Annotated in this window: 24 protein-coding genes, 1 tRNA gene and 1 pseudogene; 18 read left to right on the forward strand and 8 right to left on the reverse strand. The window is 70.3% G+C overall.

Annotation, left to right across the window (positions count from 1 at the left end; all coding sequences use genetic code 11):
- Positions 1–42: 42 nt before the first annotated feature.
- The 4 genes from IO33_RS0115190 to IO33_RS0115205 are packed head-to-tail and all read left to right on the forward strand — an operon-like array spanning position 43 to position 2,235.
- Positions 43–300, forward strand: a complete 258-nt coding sequence (locus IO33_RS0115190; RefSeq protein WP_031164872.1) for a DUF6284 family protein — start codon at positions 43–45, stop codon at positions 298–300.
- Positions 297–893, forward strand: coding sequence for a hypothetical protein (locus tag IO33_RS0115195; RefSeq protein WP_031164873.1), 597 nt, complete (start codon positions 297–299; stop codon positions 891–893). The genes IO33_RS0115190 and IO33_RS0115195 overlap by 4 nt, the downstream gene beginning before the upstream one ends.
- A complete protein-coding gene (locus tag IO33_RS0115200; protein ID WP_031164874.1) occupies positions 890–1,897 on the forward strand; it encodes a hypothetical protein in 1,008 nt (335 codons plus the stop codon). Before IO33_RS0115195 ends, IO33_RS0115200 begins: the two co-directional genes overlap by 4 nt.
- A complete protein-coding gene (locus tag IO33_RS0115205) occupies positions 1,897–2,235 on the forward strand; it encodes an RRQRL motif-containing zinc-binding protein (RefSeq protein WP_031164875.1) in 339 nt (112 codons plus the stop codon). Before IO33_RS0115200 ends, IO33_RS0115205 begins: the two co-directional genes overlap by 1 nt.
- Before the next feature lie 960 nt (positions 2,236–3,195).
- Here IO33_RS0115205 and IO33_RS52405 read toward each other — a convergent pair.
- Positions 3,196–3,507, reverse strand: a complete 312-nt coding sequence (locus IO33_RS52405) for a hypothetical protein (RefSeq protein ID WP_245235794.1) — start codon at positions 3,505–3,507, stop codon at positions 3,196–3,198.
- Positions 3,508–3,537: 30 nt separating this feature from the next.
- On the opposite strand from IO33_RS52405, the gene IO33_RS52410 reads away from it, so the two are divergent.
- The 5 genes from IO33_RS52410 to ssb all read left to right on the forward strand — a co-directional run bounded on the left by IO33_RS52410 (position 3,538) and on the right by ssb (position 7,400).
- A complete protein-coding gene (locus IO33_RS52410) occupies positions 3,538–3,891 on the forward strand; it encodes a hypothetical protein (RefSeq protein WP_245235795.1) in 354 nt (117 codons plus the stop codon).
- A gap of 2 nt (positions 3,892–3,893) precedes the next feature.
- Entirely contained in the window at positions 3,894–5,981 is a 2,088-nt protein-coding gene (locus tag IO33_RS0115215) for a hypothetical protein (RefSeq protein WP_031164880.1), read from the forward strand.
- A 224-nt stretch (positions 5,982–6,205) separates the two neighbouring features.
- Positions 6,206–6,397 (forward strand): hypothetical protein, encoded by a 192-nt coding sequence (locus IO33_RS0115220; protein ID WP_031164883.1) that lies wholly within the window; start codon positions 6,206–6,208, stop codon positions 6,395–6,397.
- Between the two features lie 19 nt (positions 6,398–6,416).
- Positions 6,417–6,920, forward strand: coding sequence for a hypothetical protein (locus tag IO33_RS0115225; RefSeq protein ID WP_031164885.1), 504 nt, complete (start codon positions 6,417–6,419; stop codon positions 6,918–6,920).
- 15 nt (positions 6,921–6,935) lie between these two features.
- Entirely contained in the window at positions 6,936–7,400 is a 465-nt protein-coding gene (ssb, locus tag IO33_RS0115230) for a single-stranded DNA-binding protein (RefSeq protein WP_031164887.1), read from the forward strand.
- Positions 7,401–7,426: 26 nt separating this feature from the next.
- Here the strand turns inward: ssb and IO33_RS0115235 are convergent, their stop codons facing one another.
- Positions 7,427–8,404: an HNH endonuclease gene (locus tag IO33_RS0115235; RefSeq protein WP_031164889.1), complete on the reverse strand. Its 978-nt coding sequence runs from the start codon at positions 8,402–8,404 to the stop codon at positions 7,427–7,429.
- Between the two features lie 262 nt (positions 8,405–8,666).
- Between IO33_RS0115235 and IO33_RS0115240 the strand changes: the two genes are divergently transcribed.
- The 5 genes from IO33_RS0115240 to IO33_RS0115260 all read left to right on the forward strand — a co-directional run bounded on the left by IO33_RS0115240 (position 8,667) and on the right by IO33_RS0115260 (position 14,003).
- Positions 8,667–9,368, forward strand: coding sequence for a DNA cytosine methyltransferase (locus IO33_RS0115240; RefSeq protein ID WP_037685476.1), 702 nt, complete (start codon positions 8,667–8,669; stop codon positions 9,366–9,368).
- Positions 9,365–10,285 carry a bifunctional DNA primase/polymerase gene (locus tag IO33_RS0115245; protein ID WP_031164894.1) on the forward strand — a complete coding sequence of 307 codons (921 nt, stop codon included), beginning with the start codon at positions 9,365–9,367 and terminating at the stop codon, positions 10,283–10,285. Before IO33_RS0115240 ends, IO33_RS0115245 begins: the two co-directional genes overlap by 4 nt.
- The gene (locus IO33_RS0115250; protein ID WP_245235796.1) at positions 10,282–10,698 is read left to right on the forward strand and encodes a hypothetical protein; all 417 of its coding nucleotides are present in this window, start codon (positions 10,282–10,284) and stop codon (positions 10,696–10,698) included. Before IO33_RS0115245 ends, IO33_RS0115250 begins: the two co-directional genes overlap by 4 nt.
- Complete coding sequence (locus IO33_RS0115255; RefSeq protein WP_031164898.1) at positions 10,695–11,960, forward strand: DUF3631 domain-containing protein; 1,266 nt, start codon at positions 10,695–10,697, stop codon at positions 11,958–11,960. Before IO33_RS0115250 ends, IO33_RS0115255 begins: the two co-directional genes overlap by 4 nt.
- A 531-nt stretch (positions 11,961–12,491) precedes the next feature.
- On the forward strand, positions 12,492–14,003 hold the full coding sequence (locus tag IO33_RS0115260; protein WP_031164900.1) for a LacI family DNA-binding transcriptional regulator: 1,512 nt from the start codon (positions 12,492–12,494) through the stop codon (positions 14,001–14,003).
- A gap of 116 nt (positions 14,004–14,119) precedes the next feature.
- Here IO33_RS0115260 and IO33_RS0115265 read toward each other — a convergent pair.
- From IO33_RS0115265 to IO33_RS0115275, 3 genes are all read right to left on the reverse strand, one after another.
- Positions 14,120–14,193 (reverse strand) — tRNA-Pro (locus tag IO33_RS0115265).
- Between the two features lie 65 nt (positions 14,194–14,258).
- Complete coding sequence (locus IO33_RS0115270) at positions 14,259–15,017, reverse strand: Pr6Pr family membrane protein (protein WP_031164903.1); 759 nt, start codon at positions 15,015–15,017, stop codon at positions 14,259–14,261.
- A 288-nt stretch (positions 15,018–15,305) separates the two neighbouring features.
- Positions 15,306–16,232, reverse strand: coding sequence for a metallophosphoesterase (locus IO33_RS0115275; RefSeq protein ID WP_031164905.1), 927 nt, complete (start codon positions 16,230–16,232; stop codon positions 15,306–15,308).
- Between the two features lie 201 nt (positions 16,233–16,433).
- Here IO33_RS0115275 and IO33_RS47320 point away from each other — a divergent pair.
- A pseudogene (locus IO33_RS47320) lies at positions 16,434–16,883 on the forward strand (GatB/YqeY domain-containing protein); the annotation flags it as partial.
- Positions 16,884–16,918: 35 nt separating this feature from the next.
- On the opposite strand, the gene IO33_RS0115285 reads toward IO33_RS47320, so the two are convergent.
- Positions 16,919–19,243, reverse strand: a complete 2,325-nt coding sequence (locus IO33_RS0115285; RefSeq protein ID WP_031164909.1) for a transglycosylase domain-containing protein — start codon at positions 19,241–19,243, stop codon at positions 16,919–16,921.
- Between the two features lie 496 nt (positions 19,244–19,739).
- Here IO33_RS0115285 and wblA point away from each other — a divergent pair, with 496 nt between their 5' ends.
- Positions 19,740–20,078, forward strand: coding sequence for a transcriptional regulator WblA (gene wblA / locus IO33_RS0115290; RefSeq protein ID WP_031164912.1), 339 nt, complete (start codon positions 19,740–19,742; stop codon positions 20,076–20,078).
- A gap of 480 nt (positions 20,079–20,558) precedes the next feature.
- On the opposite strand, the gene bagB is transcribed toward wblA, so the two are convergent.
- Entirely contained in the window at positions 20,559–21,926 is a 1,368-nt protein-coding gene (gene bagB / locus IO33_RS0115295) for an ATPase BagB (RefSeq protein WP_031164914.1), read from the reverse strand.
- Positions 21,923–22,900: an ATPase BagA gene (bagA, locus tag IO33_RS0115300; protein WP_031164916.1), complete on the reverse strand. Its 978-nt coding sequence runs from the start codon at positions 22,898–22,900 to the stop codon at positions 21,923–21,925. The genes bagB and bagA overlap by 4 nt, the downstream gene beginning before the upstream one ends.
- A gap of 117 nt (positions 22,901–23,017) precedes the next feature.
- Between bagA and sp36 the strand changes: the two genes are divergently transcribed.
- Complete coding sequence (gene sp36 / locus IO33_RS49345) at positions 23,018–23,188, forward strand: Sp36 family protein (RefSeq protein ID WP_107069317.1); 171 nt, start codon at positions 23,018–23,020, stop codon at positions 23,186–23,188.
- Positions 23,185–23,649 (forward strand): RidA family protein, encoded by a 465-nt coding sequence (locus tag IO33_RS0115310; RefSeq protein WP_031164917.1) that lies wholly within the window; start codon positions 23,185–23,187, stop codon positions 23,647–23,649. Before sp36 ends, IO33_RS0115310 begins: the two co-directional genes overlap by 4 nt.
- The last annotated feature ends 73 nt before the right edge of the window (positions 23,650–23,722 follow it).

Consider the following 23,722-nt stretch of genomic DNA (forward strand, 5'->3'; position numbering starts at 1 on the left):
GGGTGCTGTCGGGCCGTACCAGAGCAGAAGGAGCTACGACCCATGAGGCACATCGGTGCACTTCAGGCGGTTGTTACCGCCGCTGAGTTCGACCGCGAGCCGACGGCCGCGGAGCTGGACGCGATCGAGCACGAGATGCCGCTGATCACGGCGGAGGTCGAGTTGCTCGACGCGCGGATCGCCGTCTTGGACCGGCCGGTCACGGAGGTGGATGCACGGCGCCTTCGCCGGGCGCGGCGCAAGATGCTCGCCGCCCGGCGCGCCGTGGCCAACCGCGCGACTGCCGGGGAGGCGGCGTGATCCGCCTCGTGACCGCTCGCCGCCTTGAGGGGCTGGAGCAGGACGCCGAGCAGGCGCGCACGCGGGCGCGGGAGATCCAGGGGCAGGCGGATGCCGCCTGGGCCCGGCGTGTGCGTGAGCTGGTGAGCCTGACGGTGCGCGCTGAGACGGCGGAGAGTGACGTCGGAATCCTGCGTGACCAGGTCTTCGAACTCGTGGCTGGCCTGGAGCAGGCGGAGGACACCACGTCCGAGGTGGGTGCGCTCCTCTCCAACGCCGTGAAGGAGCTGTCCGCCGCGCAGCAGGAACTGCTGCTGAAGGACATCGAGATCCGTCGCCTGCGCCGGCAGCTGGAGAGCAAGCCGGTGGAGGGGCAGACGCTCACTCTGCTGCTGCACCACGGCGAGCCGCACACCATCTACGCCTCCCGCGAGGATGCCTACGCCGATACGGCCACCCACGACGCGCCGGCCGATCACGTGTGGCGGCGCTGCGATGAACGCCCGGCCGCCGCGTTCACGTGGCGATTGGAGGCGTTCATCTACAACGCCGCATCCAACGGCTTCCGCCGCGCCCACCTGCCCGCTGCGAGGCCGGTCGAGGGGGCGGCATGAACGGCGTTCAGACCCGTTCAGCAGAACGCGCCCTATCGTCCGGCACCTGGCTGATCGTGTCCGGAGCCATGCTGTACTCCATCCTCACCGTCACGCCGCTGATGGCCCAGCACACAGCTGATCAGTGGGACTGGACGGCGCCGATCCTGCCGCTCGTGGTGGACGCCGCGGTGGTCATCGTGGTCAAGCTCGATGACGTGCTGGCCCGTCTGGGCGGGCACGGCGGCCGCTGGCCGATCACGCTGCGGTGGATGACCGGTCTGATGACGCTGGCGCTGAACACAGCGGACTCAGCGTTGAAGAAAGACCTGGTGGGCGTGGCTGTCCACGCGGTGGCGCCGCTGCTGCTGATCGTCACCGCGGAGACCAGCCTGGCCTACCGCCGGGCGATCGCTGCGGCGGTGGCGCGGCTGGAAGAGCAGCGGCGCACCGAGCATGCGGCGGCCGAGCAGGCGGCCCGCGAGCGGGCCGAAGACGCCCGCCGGCAGGCCCGTGAGGAGCGCGAGCACGCCGCGATGTTGGCGCGTGAACAGCGTGAGCACGAGGCCGCTTTGGCCCGTGAGCAGACCGAGCGGGAAGAGCGGCGCTGGCGCGAGGAACAGGAGCGCCAGGCCGCGCTTGAGGCGGCTGAGCGGGCCGAGCGTGAACGCCGTGAACGCGAGCGTGAACAGCGTGAGCAGGCCCGTGAACAGGCCGAGCGGGAGGCAGCCGCCCGGCGTGCGTGCGAGCGTGCGGAGCGCGAGGCGCGTGAACGCCGTGAACAGGCCGAGCGTGAACAGAGGGCCGAGCGTGAGCGCGCGATGTTGCTGTCGCGTGGCCCGGCTGAGGGCAAGCTGCCCGAGGGCGAGGCACGCGCCATCGTGGCGGCCGCGTTCGGGGCGGAGCTGTCCGTGCGGTCGGCGGCGGAGCTGTGCGGCTGGTCTGTGGGCTGGGTATCCGCCCGCTACGCCGAACACCGCGACCCGGGCTCGGGCGGTGCTGAGCTGGCCATCGCGAGCCGGTGATGGCCGCCATCCCGGTCTACCGGTGGCGGCTTGCGCCTGACGGGCTGGCCACTCGCCGGCAACTGCGGGCGATCGGGCTTCGGCCGGGTGGTCAGGACGTGGTCGCCCAGATTGAGCGTCCGCGGCGCCGCCGCAGCCCGCTCATCGCCTACCTGTACTCGATCGAGCAGGCCAAGCCGGTCCGCCCCATGACGCCCGCCAAGCGGGTCGCCCTTGCCAAAGCGAACGCCGCGCGGCGCACCTGCCCGCAGTGCGGGCGGGATGCCGGATACGTCATCCCGCCCTCACTCGGCACATGCGCGAGCTGCGCGTACCTCGAAGAACAGCGCACTGCGTAAGCCCTGTTGGCAGGCCCGGCCGGCACTTTCCACGGCCCCGGCCGGGCCCTACTCCCCATAAGGAGTGCACTCAGCATGACGGAACTCAGCACCGAGCCGGTAGCCGTCGAGGCCCCGGCCCTCGAACCTCCCCCTCCCGCCCCCGCACCGCTCGAGCAGACGTCGGCCGCGGCGGAGGTGGAGCACACGCCCGGTGGGTGGCCGGTCGTCCCGCTCGCCCTGACCGGGGCGAACACGACCGTGGGCACGGTTGCCGCCGCCTCCCTGGTTGGCGGTCCGATCGCCGCCGTCATCGCTGCGACCGGCGCAGTGGTCCTGGGCACCTTCGCAACGGCCCGGACCCGTAACCCCAGCCCCCGGCGTCAGGCCCGGCGGGCCGCAGCACACGCCGCAGGCCGAGCAGCCGCGACCCGCACCACGTCCCAACGGCAGGCCGGCGGAGCAGGCCGTGCCGGTGGCCGCTCGCAGGCATCCCGTGCGGGTGGCACGGGTGGCCGAGCGGGACGGATGCCGGGTCAGCACCGACACGGCTCCACCACCGCGGCCGGCAAGACCGGTTCCGGCACCGGCCGCAGCTTGTCGAGCCGCGCTACTGGTGCTGCCGGGCGGGGGCTGGGCCGGGTCGGGCAGGTCAGGGCGCTGCGAGCGGCTCAGCAGGCCGCGGCCGGTTCCTGTGCGGATCGGAGGGCTGGTACTGCGGCCGCTCGCCGCGCGGTCGCCGATGCCCGCCGCAACGCCCGCGCCACCGACACGCGCCGCCCCGACCGTCCCGGGGGCCGTGGGGGTCGTGGCGGTGTGGGCCGCCGCATGCTCGCGGCTGCCGCGGGTCGGGCCCGCTCGACGCGGGATGCGGCGATCGCCCGGCACCGAGCCCGGCGGGACGCCCGCACGGGTGCCGCCGTCGACACTCAGCGCGGTGCGGTCCGTCGGGCACCTGCTCGTAGGGCGGCCCGGCGCGCGCTACGCCGTACCGCGGCCCGCTTCCACGGCCGTCGCCTGCTCGCCGCCCTGCTCGCCCTGCCCCTCGGGCTGCTGGGCTGCCTGACCACGCCGCTGGGCCGCAGGCTCAATGCCCGGTGGCTGATGCATCCCGGCCGCCGCCTGTACCGGCGCCTGGTCGGTGCCGCCGCCGATGAGCGGACCGAGCGGGATGCCGCGATCCGCGCCGAGTTGGCCGAGCAGGAAGCCGCCGCCGACGCGGAGGCCGCCGAGGACGGCAGTGCCGGTCTTGGTGAGCGCGTTGAGCGGCCGGCCGTCGAGGTTCCCGCCCACAGCACATCCGCAGTGAGTGAAGGAGAGCACATGTCCGCTGGTTCCGGGTTCAAGTTCGAGGACCACGCCACCGAGATGCAGGCCGCCGCGATGCTCTACGAGCCGGACGGCTGCATGGAGATCCTCGCCATGGTCGAGGGCCTGCCCGAGGCGCTGGCGATGGTCGCCCACGTGATGCAGATCCTCGCCGAGCGCTCCGACAGCGAGTTCCCGCTGGAGAAGGAAGTCGCCAACGGCTTCAACGACATCTACGAGCTGCTGCGCAAGGCCGCCGAGGGCGCCGAGGAACTGCCCGCCATCTTCCGCCGCGTCCACGAGCAGGACATCGCCCGCCACGAGGACCCCCGCAACGGCCACGAGGCCGAGAAGGGCTGGAACGTCTAACCATGGCCACCACCGCCACCAAGCAGCAGCCCAGTGGCCCGGTGCTGGACTGGAGTGCCGGTCACGGACCCGTGACCGGCGCCCTGTCCGCCACCACCGGAGCCTTCGCCGTCGCCACCACCGGCGCCGCAACCGGCATGCCCCCCGCCTGGGCCCTCGCCGTCGGCACCGCCGGAGCCCTCGGCCACACCATCGCCGGCATCCGGGTGCGCAACGCCGGCCGCACCCTGGCCACCCGCGCCGCATCCTGGCTCGTCGGCGCCGGGTGGACCACCTGGGCCATCACCCACGGCCCCCTCACCTGGGCCGCCCTCGGCTCTCTGGCCACCATCGGCGTCGGCATCAGCGCCGCCACCCGCTCCACCAACCTGTACGAGGAGGCACGGGAGGAAGAGGCCCTTGCCGCCGAGCAGCGGGCCATCGCACGGGAGCTGTCGGCCGAGCGACGGGCGATCGCCGCGGAGTGGGTGGAGCGGATCCAGCGGATCTGCGGCATCACTGTTCGCGTGCTCGCGGTGGAGAAGTGGCCCACGGGCACCGGGTACTCCCTGGACCTGGAACCGCAGGGCGGCATCACCTACGACCGCATCGCCCAATTCTCCGAGCAGCTGTCCGCCGACGCCCGCCTGCCGCACGGCTGCACCGCCACCGCCTCCCCGGGCATCCACCAGGGCCGGGCCATCCTGGACGTGACCACGGTCAACGTCCTCAAAGAGGACTGCCCCTACCCCGACGACTACGGCCCCCTGTCCGTCCTGACCGGCCTGCCCTGGGGGGTGCGCACCAACGGGGAAACCGTCTCGGTCTACCTGCGCGAACAGTGCGCGCTGGTCGTCGGCCCCACCGGATCCGGAAAGACCAACCTGGTCCACGGGATCCTGGGCACCTTCGCCCGCGCCGAGGACGTGCTCACCTGGGTGATCGACCTCAACGCCGGCAGCGCCGGACTGCCCTGGGTCCTGCCCGCCCTGGGCGGAGAACTGCAGACGCCGGACAACAAGCCCGTGCGGCCCGGCATCGACTGGCTCGCCTCCACCCACGAAGAGGCCCTGCTGATGCTGGACGCGGCGCTCGCCGTCGGCCTGCACCGCAAGAAGGCGTATCAGGACCTGCTGGCTAAGGCGAACACGGACCTGCTCCCGATCAGCGCCACGATCCCCCAGATCCTGCTGGTGATCGATGAGGGCGCGGAGATCCTGACCAGCACCGACCGGCAGATGAAGGAGCTGGCCAAGAAGATCCTGGAAGTCATCCGCATGCTGCGCGCCATGGGCATCCGCACCGTCCTGACCGCGCTCGGCGCCACCGGCAGCGTGCTGGGCAACCTGATGATCCGCCGCGAGGCCAAGGTCCGCGTCGCCCTGACCGGCGGGGAGACCGAAGGCATGGACCTGGGCAAGATGTTCCCCGGCCGCCGGGGCTTGCGCGTCGAGCAGGCCCCCTACAAGGGCTCGGGGTTCATCGGCACCCCCGAGTCACCGGCCGCGCTGTTCAAGGCATGGCGGATCAAGCCCAACCAGATCCGGGACATCACCGTCGCCACGTCCGACCGCCACCCCCGCCTGGACGAGGTGTCCGCCAAGGCGGCCGGGCCCGCCTACGCCCGCCGCTGGGACGCCGAGCGCACCGCATGGATGCGCGACCTCACCCTCACCGACGCCGAGCAGCGCGAGCAGGCTCCGGCGGGTGGGGCGGGCGGGCTGAACCTGTCCGCGCTGCGCGGGCAGGCCGGCGAGCAGGCCGCGCCGGAAGAGGAGATGCTGCGGCGGTTCCGGGCGCAGATCGACGCTGAGTTCGCCACCGCATCCGAACCGCACACCGACGAGGAGGCGCCGCCGGCCGAGCGGGGCGGGCTGGACCTGTCCGCGCTGCGGCGCGAACGGCAGCAGGGTCCCGCGTGGCTGCCCACGGTGCTGGAGGCGATCCAGGCGACCGGCACGGAAGGCATGAAGCCGTCCGCAGTCGCGGAACTGGTCGGCAAGGACCGCAAGACGGTCCGCGCCGCTCTTCAGGCCGCGGTCGATCGGAGCCAGTTGGTCTACCGGGACAACGGCCCGCACTCGGTCTACGTCCACCCCGACCACGCCTGAAACGCGCTCACACGCCGCTACCGAGTAGTGGGTAGTGGGGGAACGCCCCACTACCCAGTAAGGCCGCTACTGGGGCGCACAGGGGCCCTGAGCAGGCATCCCCCACTGGGGACCCCACTACCCACTACCCAGTACGCCCCACTAGATCAGTCACCCACCGTAACGAAGCTGCGGGCGGTATCCAGAGGGATGCCGCCCGCTCCGTGTTCCCCGGGAGGCCGCTCGTGATCGTGACTCTCTCCGCCGTCGCCCTCTTCGGGGTGCTGGCCCTCTTCCTGCTGCGCGGCCGCTACGTCGGCCCATTCAGCGCGACCGTGCTCTTCCTGTTCGGCTTCTTCACCGCCGGCACCGGCGCCGCCGCAACCATCCGCGCCCTCTGCGCCGCGCTCGCCGAAGCCGCCCGCCACCTCACCTGACCCACGGCTGGAGCCTGCTATGCCCGACCACGACCAGCCCGCGGCATGGCAGCCGCGCATGACCGAGACCGAAGCCGCTGCCGAAGCCCGTCGGATCCTCGAAGAGGCCTACCGGCCCACCCCGCCAACGCCCACCTCCTACCGGGACACCACCCCGCTGCCCGCCTACGGCCCCACACCCCCGGTTGCGCAGCCGGACCGGCGGATCGTGCCCGCCTGGGCCGCCGGCACGGCGGTCGCCGGGATCGGAGTCGGCGCCACCTGTGTCGGTGTCGGCTGCGGAATCTGGCTCGCCTGCCAAGGATTCGCCGCCGTGACCCTCACCAGCGTCCTCTTCGCCACCCTGCCGATCGCTGCCCTGGCTGCGGTCGCCACCGCCATCGGCTCGGCCGTCCGCTCCGTTAGGGCCACCCACACCGTCGCCCACCACCATTACGCCGGCCCGGTCAGGCAGGAGACCAACACCATCACCGCTCCTGCTTACGGGCTGATCACCCGTAACCACAACGAACTCAACCGCTGAGCCAGGAGAGACCGCATGTCATTCGGAGAGACCCCGATCACCCTCATCGGCAACCTGACCGACGACCCGGAGCTGAAGTTCACCGAGGGCGGTGCCGCGCTCGCGAAGTTCACCGTCGCCGTGACCCCGCGCAGTTTCGACCGCGCCTCGAACCAGTGGAAGGACGGCACCACTGCCTTCTACCGCTGCGCCGCCTGGCGCTCCCTCGCCGAGCACGTCGCCGAGTCCCTGGGCAAGGGTTCGCGGGTCGTCGCCGTGGGGCGGATGCGGCAGCACGACTGGACCAACGACCAGGGCGAGAAGCGCTCCATGCTCGCCGTCGAGATCGACGACATCGGCGCGTCCCTCCGCTTCACCACCGTCCAGATCAACGGCAAGCGACCCGCCCAGAACAGTCCGGCCGGCAATGACCCGTGGGCCGCGGCCAACGCTCCCACTATCGGCAACGCCACGGTGGAGGGCGCCGAGCCGCCGTTCTAGGTGAGCCAGGCGGAGCAGCCTTTGACCTACGCAGTCACCACTTCGACCACGTTGGACTGCGGGGGAATCACGGGCGAGGGCTCGTTCACACGGTGCATGTTCCAATGCCTGGCGAGCCACTTGAGATGGTCGGCCGTCACGGACACGGTCAGCGGAGCGCCGTCCAGCTTGGCGTAGTCCGGGTAGGTCTTGAGGGCGTCCGCCAGATGTAGAGTCTTGGACTTGGGATTAACGGCGATCAGCCCGAGATCGAAAAGGCGGTGCAGGTCGCGACGCAGCAGCAGGCCGCCACCCTTGTGGTGCTTGCCGTTGGCGGCGTAGCTGTACAGGTGCGCCGCCTCCAGCGCCTGAGCGGGGGCCGGCCCGGTGAACGCGCATACCTCACCGAACACCTCGAGCAGGTGCTTACGGAAGGCGGGCTGGCCCTTGCGGACCCGAATGGTGGCCGTGGTGTGGCCACTGGCGATCACGTCCTGCGCGGTGTCGATGATGCGCAGCGGCAACGGCGTGCCGCTATGGGTCAGGGCGTGCCGGAAGTCGTCCCAGCGCAGTTCCCGCAGCGAGTTCTGTGAGTCCTCCTGAACGCACAGCTGCCGCAGCCGCCGCGCCATCAGCTCGCCGCGAGCGGGGATCCAGCCGGCTTCGTGCCGGCTGCGGTAGGTGGTGACCTGCTTGGTCTTCCAGCCGGCTTTCTCGTCCTCGTGCTTGCACTTCTGGTTCCAGCACACGAACCGGGGCAGCTTCTTCTTCCGCTCCGCCACGTCCGCCTTCTTGCACTTGAGGCAGAAGGGGGTCGTCTTCGTCGCCTGGCCGACCGTGATGTCCTCGATCACCGACAGGCCCAACAATTCCTTTCCGTCCCACAGGACGATCACGTCGCCCACGTTCAGCCGGCCGTGGTTGGGCACTGTGCTGTCCCAGCTGTAGTGGGTGGCGGGGTTGTCGTCGTAGCCCTCGCTGATCCGCTTACTTCCGGCCTTCGCCAATACCAACCACGCCGTCATCGAGCCCTCCCGTAGATCACGCCACCCCAGACGCCACCCACGCCGACACACCGGCGCGAGCGCTCCTTGATCAACGTAGCGGGCATCACTGACAACGCCCACCGAGAAGGTCCGGCCCGGCCCAACTCACGGCCCCTACAAGCTCCCCGCCGGCGCGATTCGCGCTGTGACGGGGCTGTGGCGGGCGGCCGCCCCTCACCACAAGACGGCGGCCGCCCTTTCTCCACCCGTCAACGGGACTGACCTGATGGAGGTCTCCAGCATGACCCACCCCATCGCCTTACTCCCACTGCGGCCCGATCGGCGGCCGCGCGCTCTGGACCTGTACTGCCACCGTGGCGGCATGGCCATGGGCTACCACCGGGCCGGCTTCGACGTCGTCGGCGTCGACCTCGACGCCGCCTGCGCCGACGAATACCCCTTCACCTTCGTCCACGGCGACGCCATCGAGTACCTGATCGCGCACGGCCACGAGTACGACCTGATCCACGGCTCCCCGCCGTGCCAGCACTACACCCCGCTGAACGCCTACAACCACAAGACGTATCCGGAGCTGATCGCGCCCACTCGCGAGGCCATGCAGGCCGTCGGCCGCCCGTACGTGCTCGAGAACGTCGAGGCCGCCCGTCCGGAGATGCGCGAGCCGGTCATGCTGTGCGGGCCGATGTTCGGACTGCGCATGTACCGCCACCGGCTCTTCGAGACCTCGTTCCCGCTGCGAGCGCCCGCCCACCCCACGCACACCGCGCTGTGCACCCGAAACGGCTACCTGCCCACGCCGGAGAAGCCGTTCATGACGATCACCGGAGGCAGGCACTCCCGCGCTTGGCAGCGCGCGGCGGCCGCGGCGATGGGCACGCCATGGATCACCACGATCAAGGGCGTCTGCGAGGCGATCCCCCCGGCATACGCCCAATGGATCGGCGAACAGTTCCTGACCCTGGAACGGCGGGCCGTCGCATGAGCCAGCCCTCGACCGCAGCTCCGGAGAACCTGCATCTGCTCACATCCGCGCTCTGTTCGACGCAGCGTGGCTGGCCCGTCATCCCGCTGCACCCCGGCACCAAACGCCCGGCCGGACACCCGGAACGCTCCTGCCCCGGCACCGGCCGGTGCGCAAGCGGGCACCGCACCCCCGAGCAGCGCGCCACCACCGACCCGGAACTGATCCACGCCGCATGGGCGCGCACCCCGTACAACGTCGGCATCGTCACCGGCCCCGCCGGGCTGCTGGTGATCGATCTGGATGTGTGCAAGCCGGGAGAGGAAGAAGGAGCGCCTGACGGCGCCACTTCTTTACAGGCGCTCTGCGAGCGCGCCGGCGAGCACCTGCCGCCCACGTACCAGGTGCGAACCCCGAGCGGGGGACGGCACCTGTACTTCACCGCCCCGCCCGGCGGGAAGCTGCCCAGCAGCGTCAACCGGCTCGGGCCGCACATCGACACCCGAGCCTGGGGCGGCTACGTCGTGGCCCCCGGCAGCACGACACCCGAGGGCGTTTACGAGGTGCTGGAGGACGTCGCGGTCGCGGCGCTGCCGCACTGGCTCACTCCGCTACTTGTCGAGCCGCTCACGCCCGCCGTCGCGCCTGCCCCGCTGCTCATCCCGGAAGCGGTCACCCGGCGAGCCATGGCGGCGCTGGAGCGGGAGACGGCCGCCGTGGCGGCCACGAAGGAGGGCGGCCGGAATCAGCGGTTGTTGAAGGGCGCCCGCGCGCTGGGGCGGTTCGTCGCATGGGGCGAGATCCCCCGCGACGTCGTGGAGGAGGCTTTTCAGGCGGGGGGAGAGGCGGCCGGACTGTCCGCGTCCGAGTGCCGCGCCACCATCCGCAGCGCCCTGGACTGGTCGATTCGCACCTGCCGGCCCAGGGACGCGGCATGACCCCCCGCCCTGAAAAGCCCACCCAACCCAAGACCGAGCGCTTGCGCCCGGCCGGCGGTAGCGCCGACGGGAGCTGTGGCACGAAGCGCGACGGCCGACAGGCCGTCCTTTCAGCTCTTCGTTCCGAGCCGCACCCGCACGGCCACGCCCGCCAGGACGGCGAGGACCCGACGCCGGACCGGCCCGGGATCCGCATCTACGCCCCGCCGGTCTACCGCCACCACTACGACGGCGCCCGCTGGTCCACGCGCCACGGCGACACCCCCACCGCCGCCTACGCCTGCACCTGTGGCCAAACCGGCACCGCCCGAGGACGGGACGCCGTGGCCGCCCTGGTCGCCGACTACGCCGCTCACAAGCACTCCTGCACCGGCACGTCAGCTCCGCACACCGAAAGGAGGAACGCGGCATGACCGACACCACCGCGTCCGCTCCGTCCATCGACGGCGCCGCCCTGCTCGATGAAGTCGAAGCGTTCCACCGCCGCTTCAACGTCTTCCCCACCGAGCACGCTTACGTCGCCGTGACCCTGTGGGACGCACACGCGCACCTGATCGACGCGCTCGACGGCACCGCCCGTATCGCCTTCCTGAGCCCTGAACCGGGCTCCGGGAAGTCCCGGGCGCTGGAGATCATCGAGACCCTCACCCCGCGCTCCGCGACCACCGTCAACGCCTCCGCCAACGCCCTGTTCCGGCTGGTCGCGGCCGACGCCGGAACGCCGACGCTGCTGTTCGACGAGATCGACACCGTCTTCGGACCCAAGGCAGGCGGAAACGAAGAGGTCCGCGGGTTCCTCAACTCCGGCTACCGGCGCGGCGCCAAGTCCCTGCGCTGCGTCGGAGAGGGCTCGGAACAGAAGGCAGGCTTCTTCCCCTCGTTCTGCGCGGTCGCCATGGCCGGACTCGGCTCGCTGCCCGACACGATCCTGACCAGGTCGGTCATCATCCGCATGCGCAAAAAGGCGCCCAACGAAAAGTGCGAGCCCTACCGGCGCCGCATTCATGAGAAGCAGGGCCACGTCCTGCGGGACCGGCTCGCGGAATGGACCGCCACCATTCACGACCAGATCGCTGCCGCGTGGCCGGAAATGCCCGAGGGCGTCACCGACCGGCCGGCGGACGTGTGGGAACCCCTGCTCGCGGTCGCGGACGCGGCAGGCGGGCACTGGCCCGAGCGCGCCCGGGCGGCCTGCGTCGCCCTCATCAAGGCCGCATCCGAGGGCGACCAGGCATCCCTCGGCGTCAAGCTACTCACAGACCTGCGCGACCGCGTGTTCTGCGGCGTGGACCGGATGCCGACCGCCGCCATCCTGGAAGTCCTCCTCCAGCTCGACGACGCTCCCTGGTCCGACATGAGCGAAGACGGACAGAGCAGCAAGCCACTCACCGCACGGGCCCTGTCCAAGCTCCTGAGCCAGTACGTGCGCCCCGACAACACCCCGATCAAGCCCCGCGGGATCCGGGTCGGTGCGACGACCCCTAAGGGCTACTACGCGGAAGACCTCACCGACGCCTGGGCCCGCTACTGCCCCCCGGACCCCCAGAAGTCCGCAACAGCCGCAACATCCGCAACACCGCAGGTCAACCTGGGTGAATCTGTGGCGGAAGGCCCGTTCGAGAGCCGCCACATGTTCGCGGAAACCGACACACGCACCCTCCGCAGCGTCGGCTGACGCTGCCCACCCTCGGTCCCGCCGTGCACCTTGCGTGGCGGGACCTATCCGCAACAGAAACGGCATCCGCCACAGATTCAAGCCGGTGACCAGCAATGTTGCGGCGTGGCGGATGTTGCGGATTCCCCAGAAGACAGAGAGGAGTCACGAAGGTGCCGAAGGAGAGTGGGCTTCCCCTGAGCTACTCGGCGGCTGAGGTAGCGACGTCACTGGGGTGCTCGGAGTGGTGGGTGAAGGAACAAGTCCGCCGACGGCGCATCCCATTCCTGAGGAGCGGTGGCGGGTACCGCTTCACCAGCGATCACGTTCGAGAGATCTTCCACATCCTCGAAGAGCGGCCGAGCCCCGCAAACGCCATCGAGGGCGACGCCGTATCCCGACGCCGCACTGCGGCGCAGCCGGTACGACCAGTAGCGAGTCTCCGTGCGCGCCGTCCGCGTCGCGCACGGAACGCCGCTTGACAGAAGAGTCGATCACGAGGGGTGGAGGCCAGCCATGGTCTCCACCCCTCGCTTTTCGCGAGAGGTAACCATGGGCTACGGCGAGAAGCGTGCCGATTACTACCGAGGCCGTTACTGGATTGCACCGGGCGTGCTCCGAACTGTGGTGGACGCCAACGGCGCCACGATCAGATTCGCCACCAAGCGTGAGGCCGCGAAGGCAGCGAACGATGCGGAGGCCAAGGTCCGAGAGGTCGGCTATCGCGATCCGAACGCAGGGAAGGAGACGTTTGGCGAGTACGTGAACCGCTGGTATGCGGCTCAGGAGTTGGCCGCATCGACTATGCAGAACTACAAGCGGCACATCGAGGAGCACCTCCTCCCTGCCTTCGAGGACAAGGCCATCGCCGATATTCAGCCCATGGACGTCGGCGCCTGGGAGAAAAAGGAGCGGAAGCTCTACGCCGCGTCTAGCGTGAAGACCTGGCACGGCACGTTGCACCTCATCCTCGCCGACGCCGTGGATGAAGGACTTCGGGATTCCAACCCGGCAGCCAAGCGGCGCGGCCGAGGCAAGCGCGCCGGACGCTCTCGGAACCGCGGTCCCGAGAAGGTGGTGACAGACGCTCTCGGAATCTTGCTGACAGCTGAGCGTGCTTCGCTGCTGTCTGGCCGTGACGACGAATTCGTAGCCGTGGTTCTGAAGGGCTACACCGGCATGCGATGGGGTGAAATCGTCGGCCTGGAGCGTAAGTTCGTCCGCCCTGCCTCGGTGCGGGTGGAGTGGCAGCTCTACGAACTCGACTCGGGAGAGTTCGAGCGCTGCCCGCCCAAGGACGACTCTTACCGGACCATCGACACGCCTGAGTGGCTGTCTGGCTTGGTCGCAGGCCATATCGCCCGGACCGATTCGGCGCCTTGCCCGTGCCACGAGCACGCTTACGTGTTCCGCGGGCACGGCCCTGCCAATGGTGCCGCCCGGCACGTCGGCGCAAAGCTGGTCGACGTCGCCCGCCGCGCCGAGGTCTCTGCAGCCACGGTCTCGAACGTGTTGAACCGGCCGGACATGGTCGCGGAGCGAACGCGGATCAGGGTGGAGACAGCCATTGCGGAACTCGGCTACGCCCGAGCGGGCCAGTCAGGAGAGACGGCCGCGCATTGGCGCCGTACCGGTTTCGCGACCTGGCTGTTCCATCCGGCCACTACGGGGTGGTACCCGAAGAAGGCCCCACAGGAGGCACGCCCCGTACCCGTGATGGCCCATCCCTGGCCAGGCGTGCCGGCGCGAGGCCGGAATGCCTCGGGCCGTGCCGACGCCTGCTGGCTGCCCATCGCACGGGGTCTCACTCCACACGGGCTCAGGCACTCCCACAAGACGGTCATGGAGGAACTCGGGACCCCGCCCAAACTCATGGACGAACGGATGGGACACGAGGATGGCTCGGTGCAAGCCCGCTACTCGCACATCACGGCGCGGATGAGGAACCGACTCATGGACGAACTGACCGAGCAATGGGAAGGGGCGTTGGCGGCACGGTCTGCCATGCACCCTCGGTCACCGGTGCGCACGCTCGATGCGCTGTTGAGAGCGCGTCAAGGGTGACGTTCGGGGAGTCGATTCCTTGATCCACTCCCCGTTCACTCCCCAGGAGTCCTGTAGAACGAGTCAGGGCCGGTTCCCTGTGAAGGGAAACCGGCCCTGACCTGCTATTTCGGCTGTCGGGGTGGCGGGATTTGAACCCACGACCTCTTCGTCCCGAACGAAGCGCGCTGCCAAGCTGCGCTACACCCCGATGTCGCTGCTCTCGCGGCGACGACGTTTACTTTAGCCCACTGGTGGCCGTAGACGAAATCCGGTTTAGACCCTGCGGCGGACCGGTGTCGGGCGGGTGTGGTCCAGGGCCACGAGGAGGACGGCCAGGGCGTAGATCCCCAGGCCCAGGAGGAGGGCGTTGGCCAGGGCGTGGCGGTAGCCGTGGGCGGCCACGTCCAGGAAGGGGTAGAGGTACCGGGAGGGGTCCGAGGGCGCGAGGAAGGCCGCTCGGGTCAGGGAGAAGATCAGGTAGGCCAGGGGATAGAGGAGCCAGGCGGCCGTCTGGCGCAGGTGCAGGCGGGCCGCGGGGGTGAGCAGCAGCAAGTCCAGCAGGGCCGCCGTCGGCGTCAGGGTGTGCAGGATCTGGAGGGTCGCCCACTGGCCGTGCCAGCGCTGGGGGGCCGTCGTCGCGCCGGTCATGGAGAACGGGGGCGTCGTGTGGGCCAGCAGCAGGTGGTAGACGAGCGCCGCGACCACGACGTAGAGAAGTGTGGCGCCTGTCACGGCGGACGGCAGGGGGCGGCGGGCCCGCGTGGCCCTGTACGCCGACAGGAGCATGACGACGGCGAGCAGGATGTTCGACTGGACGCTGAAGTAGCTGAGGGTGCGGGCGGGGCTGCCCAGTAGGAGTTCCAGGGCTACGCCGGCTGTGGCCGCTAGGGCGATCAGGAGGCGGAGGAGGGCGACCTTGGGGCGGCGGACCGGTGCCACCACCGCCGCGGCCGGGACCGGGGCGGGCAGCAGCAGGGGCGGGCTCGGGACCGCGGGCAGATCCGGGAGGTCCCTGGGTATCGGGGCGGTCATGCCCTCACGCTAGGAGCGGGGGAGGGGTGGGGCGATGTGATGGGGGCCGGATGGGTGACGCCGAAGAGAGGGGGAGAGGCGAAACGGGGGAGGGAGGGCAGGGTGCCGACAGCCCCGAGCCCCCTGGGTCCGCGAGCCCCTTGGGTCCCCGAGCCCCTTGGGCCCCCGAGCCCCCTGAGTCCCGAGGGCCCCCGAGCCTCCCGCCCGGAAATTCCCGCGGAGACCCCCGTCCCGGAGACCCCCCTCCCGGAGACCCCCGTCCCGGAGACCCCGATCCCAGAGGTCCCCCTACTGCCGTCCCACCAGCGTCAGCAGCGTCGCCTCCGGGGGGCACGCGAAGCGGACCGGGGTGTAGCGGTTGGTGCCGCAGCCCGCTGAGACGTGGAGGTAGGAGGTCTGGCCGTCCGCCGTGTGGGTGGAGAGGCCCTTCACCCGGTCCGTGTCCAGGTCGCAGTTGGTGACCAGCGCGCCGTAGAAGGGGATGCACAGCTGGCCGCCGTGGGTGTGGCCGGCCAGGACCAGCGGGTAGCCGTCCGCCGTGAACGCGTCCAGTGTGCGCAGGTACGGCGCGTGGACCACGCCGAACGAGAAGTCGTACGTCCCCGACGGGCCGCCCGCCACCTGGGCGTAGCGGTCGCGCTTGATGTGCGGGTCGTCCAGGCCCGTCAGCTCGATCGATACGCCCTCGACCTTCAGGACACCCCGGGTGTTGGTCAGGTTCAGCCAGCCTGCCTCGTCGAAGCCGTCGCGCAGGTCCTCCCACGGGTTGTGGACGACGCCCACCGCCGGCGGGTTGCCGTTCAGGCCGTGGCGGCCGCTCGTCTTCTCCAGCAAGTAGCGGGCGGGGTTGCGCAGTTTGGGGCCGTAGTAGTCGTTGGAGCCGAAGACGTAGGCGCCCGGGAACTCCATCAGGGGGCCCAGGGCGTCCAGCACCTCGGGGACGCCCTCGGGGTCCGAGAGGTTGTCGCCGGTGTTGATCACGAAGTCCGGGCGCAGACCTGCGAGCGCCTGCAGCCACCGCTGCTTCTTGCGCTGCCCGCTCACCATGTGGATGTCGGAGACCTGCAGCACGCGCAGCGGACGTATGCCCGGCGGCAGGACCGGGACCGTCACCCGTCGCAGGCGGAAGGAGCGGGCCTCGAAGCCCGCCGCGTACGCCAGCCCGGCGGCGCCTGCCGCCATGATTCCCAGGGGTACTCCGTATCGCGCGCGCATACGGCCATCGTGTCAGACCCCGGCGGTACGGCGGGACCGGCCGGCTCCCGAGCTGCCGCCGGCGCCCCGCACGCCGGACGCGCCGGTCTCTCCCCCGCGGCTGTCCGCCTCCCTTGATCACCCGGCTGTCCGCCTCTCCTGAAACGGCGGGCGTCTAAAACGGCGGGCGTTCGGGCCGGCGCACCTGCGACAATCGACCGCATGACCACCACGCTCAAGTCGAAGCTGCAGGACGACCTCAACGCCGCGATCAAGGGGCGCGACGAGCTCCGCTCCTCGACGCTCCGGCTGACCCTCGCCGCGATCACCAAGGAGGAGGTCGCGGGCAAGGAGAAGCGGGAGCTGTCCGACGACGAGGTCCTCAAGGTGATCACCCGCGAGGCGAAGAAGCGCCGCGAGGCCGCGGACGCCTTCGCGCAGGGTGGTCGCGCGGAGCAGGCCGAGCGGGAGAAGGCGGAGGGCGAGGTGCTCGCCGACTACCTGCCCAAGCAGCTGTCCGACGAGGAGCTGACCGCGATCGTCGCCCAGGCCGTGGAAGAGGCGAAGGCGGCCGGCGCCGAGGGGCCGCGGGCCATGGGCGCCGTCATGAAGATCGTGAACCCGCAGGTGGCCGGCCTGGCCGAGGGCGGCCGCGTCGCCGCCGCCGTACGCGTGTCACCGGGATGGCGCATCACCGGCCACCGGGGTCACCCCCGTCGGCCGCCGTTGCCGTTGCCGCCGTTGCCCTGTCCCTGGATGAAGTTGCCAGGAAGGGAGAAGGTCGGCGCCGGGACGGTGCCGCCGATGGTGTCACCCGTGCCGCCGTCCGTCGTGCCGCCGTCCGTCGTGCCCCCGTCCGTCAGACCGCCGATCAGTCCCCCGATCCCGCCCGTGCTGTCCCCGTTCTTGCCGCCGTTCCTCCCCCCGTGTCCTTTTCCCCGGCCGTTGCCGTGGTCGTCCTCGTCGGGGATGTCGATCAGGTGGAAGTCCTCGGCCGGCTTGCCCTCCAGCGCGCCGTTCATCATGTCGCGCCAGATCGGGCCGGGCACCTCACCACCGAAGACCTTGTCGTGCGGTACGCCGCCGATGGTGATGTTGATCATCTTGCGCTTGTGCTGCGGGTCGCCGACCCAGACCGCGCCGGCCATGTTCGGGGTGTAGCCGACGAACCAGGCCGCGAAGCGCTCGTCCGTCGTACCGGTCTTGCCCGCGCTCGGGCGGTCGCCGAGGCCGGCCTCCTGGCCCGTACCGTCCTCGACCACGCCCTTGAGGAGCGTGCTGACGGTGTCCGCGGTCTTCTGCGACATCGCGCGCGAGCAGATCGACTTCGGCACCGGCAGGGACCTCGCCCGGCTGCCGACCTTCTGGGTGATCGACTCGATGGCGACCGGGGTGCAGTACGTGCCGCGCGAGGCGAAGGTGGCGTACGCGTTGGCCATCGTCAGCGGCGACATCTCCTGCGTGCCGAGCGCGATGGAGGGAGCCTGGACGATCTTGCGGCCGTCCGCGCGCTCCACGCCCATCTTCTTCGCCATCTCGGTGACGGGGCAGATGCCGATGTCCTTGATCAGCTGCACGTAGTAGGTGTTGACCGACTTGGCGGTCGCCTCCTTCATGCCGTACGGGCCGTGCTCCGACTCGTTCTCGTTCGTCAGCTTCTCGGGGTTGATCCGCCGGTTCCGCCAGACCTTGCCGTCACACGCCTGCACGGGGCTCGGGTACGCCATCTCGTACGGCGAGGAGTACTCCTGTGTCGGGGACTTGCCGCCCTCGATCGCGGCCGCCGCGACGATCGGCTTGAACGTCGAACCGGGCTGGTAGCCGGCGCCGCCGCCCATGTCCGAGTTGACGGAGAGGTTGATCTGCGTCTCGTTCTTGCCGAAGCCGTAAGGGCGGGACTGGCCCATCGCGAGGATCTTGCCGGTGCCCGGTTCGACGATGGTGGCGGCCGTCGCCACCGCGTCGGACTTGTAGACGTGGTCCTTGACGGACGCCTGCACGGAGTCCTGTGCCTGCGGGTCGAGCGTCGTACGGATCGTCAGACCGCCCTGGTTCCACAGCTTCGCCCGGGCCTCCTTGGTGGCCCCGAAGCCCGGGTCGTTCAGGACGATGTCGCGGACGTAGTCGCAGAAGAAGCCGGCGCCGCGGACCGCGGTGATGCAGCCGTTCTTCGGCCGGCTCGGGTGCAGCCCGAGCGGCTGCTCCTTGGCCTGGTCGGCCTCCTTCTGGGAGATGTCGCCGAGTTCCGCCATCCGCTGCAGGACGATGTTGCGCCGCTTGGTGGCCTCCGCGTCGTCGTTGACGGGGTCGTAGCGGCTCGGGGACTGCACGATGCCGGCCAGCAGCGCCGACTCCTGGAGGTTCAGGTCCTTGGCGTGCTTGGAGAAGTACCGCTGGGCGGCGGCCTCGACGCCGTAGGCCTGCTCGCCGAAGAAGGTGATGTTCAGGTAGTTCTCGAGGATCTTCTTCTTGCCGAGCTTCTCCTCGATCTGGATCGCGTACTTCAGCTCGCGGATCTTGCGGCCGAGCGTCTGCTGGGTGGCCTCGGCGACCTTCGTCGGGTCGTCGCCGGCCTCCTCGATGAAGTAGTTCTTCACCAGCTGCTGGGTGAGCGTGGAGGCGCCCTGCGCGACACCGCCGCTCTGCGCGTTCTTGTTCACGGCGCGCAGCACGCCCTTGAGGTCGATCGCACCGTGCTGGTAGAAGCGCGAGTCCTCGATCGCGACGATCGACTTCTGCATGTACGGCGAGATGTCCTTGAGGTCCACCACCGTGCGGTCGCGGGAGTAGACGGAGGCGATCTGCCTGCCCTGGTTGTCCAGGATCGTCGTGCGCTGACTGAGCTGGGGACTCTTGAGGTTGGCCGGGATCTCGTCGAAGCTCTTGACCGATCCCTTGGCCGCGAGACCCAGCGCGCCGGCCGCGGGCAGCGCGATGCCCGCCATCACGGCTCCGGCGAGCACACTGACACCGAGGAACTTGGCGGCCTGCTGCATGGGCGACAGGCCACCACCCGAGCGCTTCTTTGGCATGGGGGCAGCCTAATCCGTACTCATGAGCGTTCCGAGGGAGCGGCTCCCTCTCGGGATGTTCGGGTGCCGGATCGTGACGGCAGCGCAACCTGACCTGCCTACGTTGCCATTTCCCGGACACGGGCGCAGGCCTTGGCCTAAGCTGCTCTCAACTGTCACAGCAGCGCGGTCACGTATCAATACGTCTGGCGATCCCGAATCGTTCCGGAAGTACCCCGACTTTTTGGTGGGGGCGTGTCCGAATCCGCCTTGTGTGTCACCCCGCGCCCGGTGTGGCGCATCACAGCTGCCCCGGTTTGTCGGGATGGTCGTGTATGTCGTCAGCTCACTCCCGCGGGTGATCTGCCGCTTACCCATAGTCCGTTCGGACCATTCAAGATTGGGCCCGAAGGGGGTGTTGCGCTGTGCCCACCTTCCGTAACGTCCTCAACTGGCGGCGGTGAATATGCCGCTGCCGCCGTGGGGGAGCCTCGATTCGGGAGAGGACGGCGCCGGTATGGGCTGGGTAACCGACTGGAGTGCGCAGGCTGCCTGCCGCACTACCGATCCGGATGAACTGTTCGTTCAGGGAGCAGCGCAGAACAGGGCCAAGGCGGTGTGCACCGGATGCCCGGTACGCACGGAATGCCTGGCCGACGCGCTGGACAACCGCGTCGAGTTCGGCGTGTGGGGAGGCATGACGGAGCGGGAGCGCCGCGCACTGTTGCGCCGCCGGCCCACCGTGTCCTCCTGGCGCAGGCTGCTGGAGACCGCCCGCTCGGAGTACGAGCGCGGCACGGGCATCGTGCCCCTCGACAGCGACGAGGTGTACGAGAACTACGCGGCGGTGAGCTGAGGGCATTTCCCCCGGCACATTCCTGGCGCGCCCCTTGGTACATCCCCGGGGCACCGCGGTTCCGGCCTGGCCGTTCCGATCCGGCACACCCTGTGCGCGGTTCGGGCGCGGTGCTGGGAAGCGGGTCGGACACAGGTCCAGGGGATGCCGAGCGGGTACGCCCGGGACCCGGGAAGCCATGAGGTCCGGGAAGCCGGGCCTGGGAAGCGATCGGGGTCCGGGGAGCCGGGCCCGGGAGGCTATGGGGTCCGGAAAGCCGGACCCGGGAGCTGCAGGGTCCGGAAAGCGCCGGTCCGGTCTGCGCCTGGGGCAGCCACGATCGGCCTTGCGGCCCCGCCCGCGGAGACGGTCCGAGCTCGCCGGGGTGTCGCACAGCCATCCCGGCTGCGCGTTCCGTCCCCCTGTCGTTCACGCGTGTGCCACCCACGCGCTTGCGACGACCGCCTGTCGGCGTGCGCCGCCGCCCCTTCCGTGACCGCGCTACGGCAGCTCCGTGTGCTCTGTCGCGCCCGCTGCCAGCCGGGTGCCGATGTCGCGCAGGCCGGCGAGGTCGTGGACATCACCGGGCAGTGCCGGTACCTCCACCACCGCCACCTCGGGGTGACGGGCGGTGAAACGGTCCCGTGTGCGCCGCTCGCGGGAGAGCAGGTGCATGCGATCGGCGTGCAGTCGCAGCAGACCGGCGGTGAGCCGGTCGACGGAGCGTTCCTCGTCGGCGGGGGAGCCTTCCTCGGAAGCCGGGGCGTCGGGTGCGGCCGCGGATGCGATGGATCGTGAACTGCCGTATGAGTCGGGAGAGTTACGAAGTCCAGCTTTCCCGCCCCCCTGATCCACAATGCGGGGGTCCTCAAGATTTTCGGCGGCGGCGAGGGCCCGCTCGGCCGACAGCCGGCCGGCGCCGCTGCCGTGGACCCGGTTCAGCACCAGACCCACCAGCGGCATCTTCTCCGCGGCCAGCCGCTCCACGAAGTACGCCGCCTCCCGCAACGCGTCCCGTTCCGGGGCCGCGACCACCAGGAAGGCCGTGCCGGGTGCCTGGAGCAGCTTGTACGTGGCGTCCGCACGGGTACGGAACCCGCCGAAGGTGGTGTCCATCGCGGCCACGAAGGTCTGGACGTCCTTCAGCAGCTGACCGCCCAGCAGCTTGCCGAGCGTGCCGGTCATCATCGACATACCGACGTTGAGGAAGGCCATCCCCGCGCGGCCGCCCAGTTTGGCGGGGGCCGTCAGCAGGCGGATCAGCCGGCCGTCCAGGAACGAGCCGAGCCGCTTGGGCGCGTCCAGGAAGTCGAGCGCGGAGCGGGACGGCGGGGTGTCGACGACGATCAGGTCCCACTCGTCCTTCGCGCGCAGCTGGCCCAGCTTCTCCATCGCCATGTACTCCTGCGTGCCCGCGAAGCCCGCCGAGAGTGACTGGTAGAAGGGGTTCGCCAGGATCGCGGCCGCCCGCTCGGGATCCGCGTGCGCCTCCACGACCTCGTCGAAGGTGCGCTTCATGTCGAGCATCATGGCGTGCAGTTCGCCCTCGCCCTCGGTGCCCTTCACCCGGCGCGGGACGTTGTCGAGGGAGTCGATGCCCATCGACTGGGCCAGCCGCCTGGCCGGGTCGATGGTCAGCACGACCACCTTGCGGCCCCGCTCGGCCGCCCGGAGGCCGAGAGCCGCGGCGGTCGTCGTCTTGCCGACCCCGCCCGAGCCGCAGCACACCACGATCCGGGTCTCCGGGTCGTCCAGCAGTGGGTCGACGTCGAGGGCGCGCACCGGGGAGAGAGGGCGGGCCTTCTCCGGCCCGTCGGCCCTCTGCGGCGCCTGGCCCGTCTCGGGTGCCTCGGCCGGGTCCGGACTCATGACAACCCCTGCTTCCGCAGCTCGGTGGCGAGTTCGTACAGGCCCGCCAGGTCCATGCCCTCGGCGAGCAGCGGCAGTTCGCCCAGCGGCAGGCCCAGCTCGCCCAGGACCGCACGCTGCTCCTGCTCCAGCGCGTACCGCTCGGCGTACTCCGCCGCCTGCGCCAGCAGCGGGTCCACCAGCTTCTCCGCGTTCCCGCCGCGCCGGGCCCCGCCCAGACCGGCCGTCGACAACGCCCGTGCGACCGAGGAACGCCCCACGGTCCGTACGAGTTCCAGATTGCCCGCGTCCAACACCTCCGGCCGGACCATGTTCACGATGACCCGGCCCACCGGCAGCCGCGCGGCGTGCAGTTCGGCGATGCCGTCGGCGGTCTCCTGGACCGGCATCTCCTCCAGCAGCGTCACCAGGTGCACCGCCGTCTCCGGCGATTTCAGCACCCGCATCACCGCCTGCGCCTGATTGTGTATGGGGCCGATCTTCGCCAGGCCCGCCACCTCGTCGTTCACGTTCAGGAAGCGGGTGATGCGACCGGTCGGCGGGGCGTCCATGACGACGTAGTCGTACGCGAACCGGCCGCTCTTGTCCTTGCGGCGCACGGCCTCGCACGCCTTGCCGGTCAGCAGGACGTCCCTGATGCCCGGGGCGACGGTGGTGGCGAAGTCGATGGCGCCGAGCTTCTTCAGGGCCCGGCCCGCGCCACCGAGTTTGTAGAACATCTGAAGGTAGTCCAGAAGGGCCAGTTCGGCGTCTATGGCGAGGGCGTACACCTCGCCGCCCCCTGGAGCGACCGCGATCTTCCTCTCCTCATACGGCAACGCCTCTGTCTCGAAGAGCTGGGCGATGCCCTGCCGGCCCTCGACCTCCACGAGAAGCGTCCGCTTCCCCTCGGTCGCGAGGGCCAGCGCCAGTGCGGCGGCGACCGTCGTCTTTCCGGTCCCGCCCTTGCCGCTGACGACCTGGAGCCTGCTCACGTCTTCGAGCCTAACCAGTCCGGCCGACACTCACGCGGGAGGCTGTGGATAACGCAGGTCACTGTCCCAGGGGTCACAGGTGAGGTTCCCCGGGCCGCAGCGGCTACAGTCGCCCCCATGACCAAGTGGGAATACTCGACCGTGCCGCTGCTCGTCCATGCCACGAAGCAGATTCTGGACACCTGGGGCGAGGACGGCTGGGAGCTCGTCCAGGTCGTGCCCGGGCCCAACAACCCCGAGCAGCTCGTGGCCTACCTGAAGCGCCAGAAGCGGGAGAAGCACGCATGAGCGCGGTCGAGGCCAAGCTGGCCGAGCTGGGACTGACCCTGCCCGAGGTCGTACCGCCGCTGGCCGCGTACCAGCCGGCCGTGCAGTCCGGCGTGTACGTCTACACCGCCGGGCAGCTGCCGATGGTCGAGGGCAAGCTGCCGGTCACCGGCAAGGTGGGCGCCGAGGTCACGCCGGAGGAGGCCAAGGACCTGGCCCGCACGTGCGCGTTGAACGCGCTGGCCGCGGTGAAGTCCGTCACCGGCGACCTGGACCGCATCGCACGCGTGGTGAAGGTCGTCGGCTTCGTCGCCTCCGCCGCCGACTTCACGGGGCAGCCCGGTGTCGTCAACGGCGCCAGCGAACTGCTCGGCGAGGTCCTCGGCGACAAGGGCGTGCACGCCCGCAGCGCCGTCGGCGTCGCGGTGCTGCCGCTGGACGCGCCGGTCGAGGTCGAGATCCAGGTGGAACTCGTCCCGTAACCGCACCGGAACCCACCGGAACACCGCTGACCTCGGGTACCTCTCGAACATTCGCCCTACACGGGATAGCCTC

This window comes from Streptomyces durhamensis (genome assembly GCF_000725475.1).
Classification (GTDB): domain Bacteria; phylum Actinomycetota; class Actinomycetes; order Streptomycetales; family Streptomycetaceae; genus Streptomyces; species Streptomyces filipinensis.

Excerpts from the sequence above, each read along its gene's own strand:
- IO33_RS0115190 (WP_031164872.1), top strand. The coding sequence starts at position 43 with ATGAGGCACATCGGTGCACTTCAGGCGGTTGTTACCGCCGCTGAGTTC.
- IO33_RS0115200 (WP_031164874.1), top strand. The coding sequence starts at position 890 with ATGAACGGCGTTCAGACCCGTTCAGCAGAACGCGCCCTATCGTCCGGC.
- IO33_RS0115205 (WP_031164875.1), top strand. The coding sequence starts at position 1,897 with ATGGCCGCCATCCCGGTCTACCGGTGGCGGCTTGCGCCTGACGGGCTG.
- IO33_RS52410 (WP_245235795.1), top strand. The coding sequence starts at position 3,538 with ATGTCCGCTGGTTCCGGGTTCAAGTTCGAGGACCACGCCACCGAGATG.
- IO33_RS0115215 (WP_031164880.1), top strand. The coding sequence starts at position 3,894 with ATGGCCACCACCGCCACCAAGCAGCAGCCCAGTGGCCCGGTGCTGGAC.
- IO33_RS0115225 (WP_031164885.1), top strand. The coding sequence starts at position 6,417 with ATGCCCGACCACGACCAGCCCGCGGCATGGCAGCCGCGCATGACCGAG.
- ssb (WP_031164887.1), top strand. The coding sequence starts at position 6,936 with ATGTCATTCGGAGAGACCCCGATCACCCTCATCGGCAACCTGACCGAC.
- IO33_RS0115235 (WP_031164889.1), bottom strand. The coding sequence starts at position 8,404 with ATGACGGCGTGGTTGGTATTGGCGAAGGCCGGAAGTAAGCGGATCAGC.
- IO33_RS0115240 (WP_037685476.1), top strand. The coding sequence starts at position 8,667 with ATGACCCACCCCATCGCCTTACTCCCACTGCGGCCCGATCGGCGGCCG.
- IO33_RS0115245 (WP_031164894.1), top strand. The coding sequence starts at position 9,365 with ATGAGCCAGCCCTCGACCGCAGCTCCGGAGAACCTGCATCTGCTCACA.
- IO33_RS0115250 (WP_245235796.1), top strand. The coding sequence starts at position 10,282 with ATGACCCCCCGCCCTGAAAAGCCCACCCAACCCAAGACCGAGCGCTTG.
- IO33_RS0115255 (WP_031164898.1), top strand. The coding sequence starts at position 10,695 with ATGACCGACACCACCGCGTCCGCTCCGTCCATCGACGGCGCCGCCCTG.
- IO33_RS0115260 (WP_031164900.1), top strand. The coding sequence starts at position 12,492 with ATGGGCTACGGCGAGAAGCGTGCCGATTACTACCGAGGCCGTTACTGG.
- IO33_RS0115270 (WP_031164903.1), bottom strand. The coding sequence starts at position 15,017 with ATGACCGCCCCGATACCCAGGGACCTCCCGGATCTGCCCGCGGTCCCG.
- IO33_RS0115275 (WP_031164905.1), bottom strand. The coding sequence starts at position 16,232 with ATGCGCGCGCGATACGGAGTACCCCTGGGAATCATGGCGGCAGGCGCC.
- IO33_RS0115285 (WP_031164909.1), bottom strand. The coding sequence starts at position 19,243 with ATGCCAAAGAAGCGCTCGGGTGGTGGCCTGTCGCCCATGCAGCAGGCC.
- wblA (WP_031164912.1), top strand. The coding sequence starts at position 19,740 with ATGGGCTGGGTAACCGACTGGAGTGCGCAGGCTGCCTGCCGCACTACC.
- bagB (WP_031164914.1), bottom strand. The coding sequence starts at position 21,926 with ATGAGTCCGGACCCGGCCGAGGCACCCGAGACGGGCCAGGCGCCGCAG.
- sp36 (WP_107069317.1), top strand. The coding sequence starts at position 23,018 with ATGACCAAGTGGGAATACTCGACCGTGCCGCTGCTCGTCCATGCCACG.
- IO33_RS0115310 (WP_031164917.1), top strand. The coding sequence starts at position 23,185 with ATGAGCGCGGTCGAGGCCAAGCTGGCCGAGCTGGGACTGACCCTGCCC.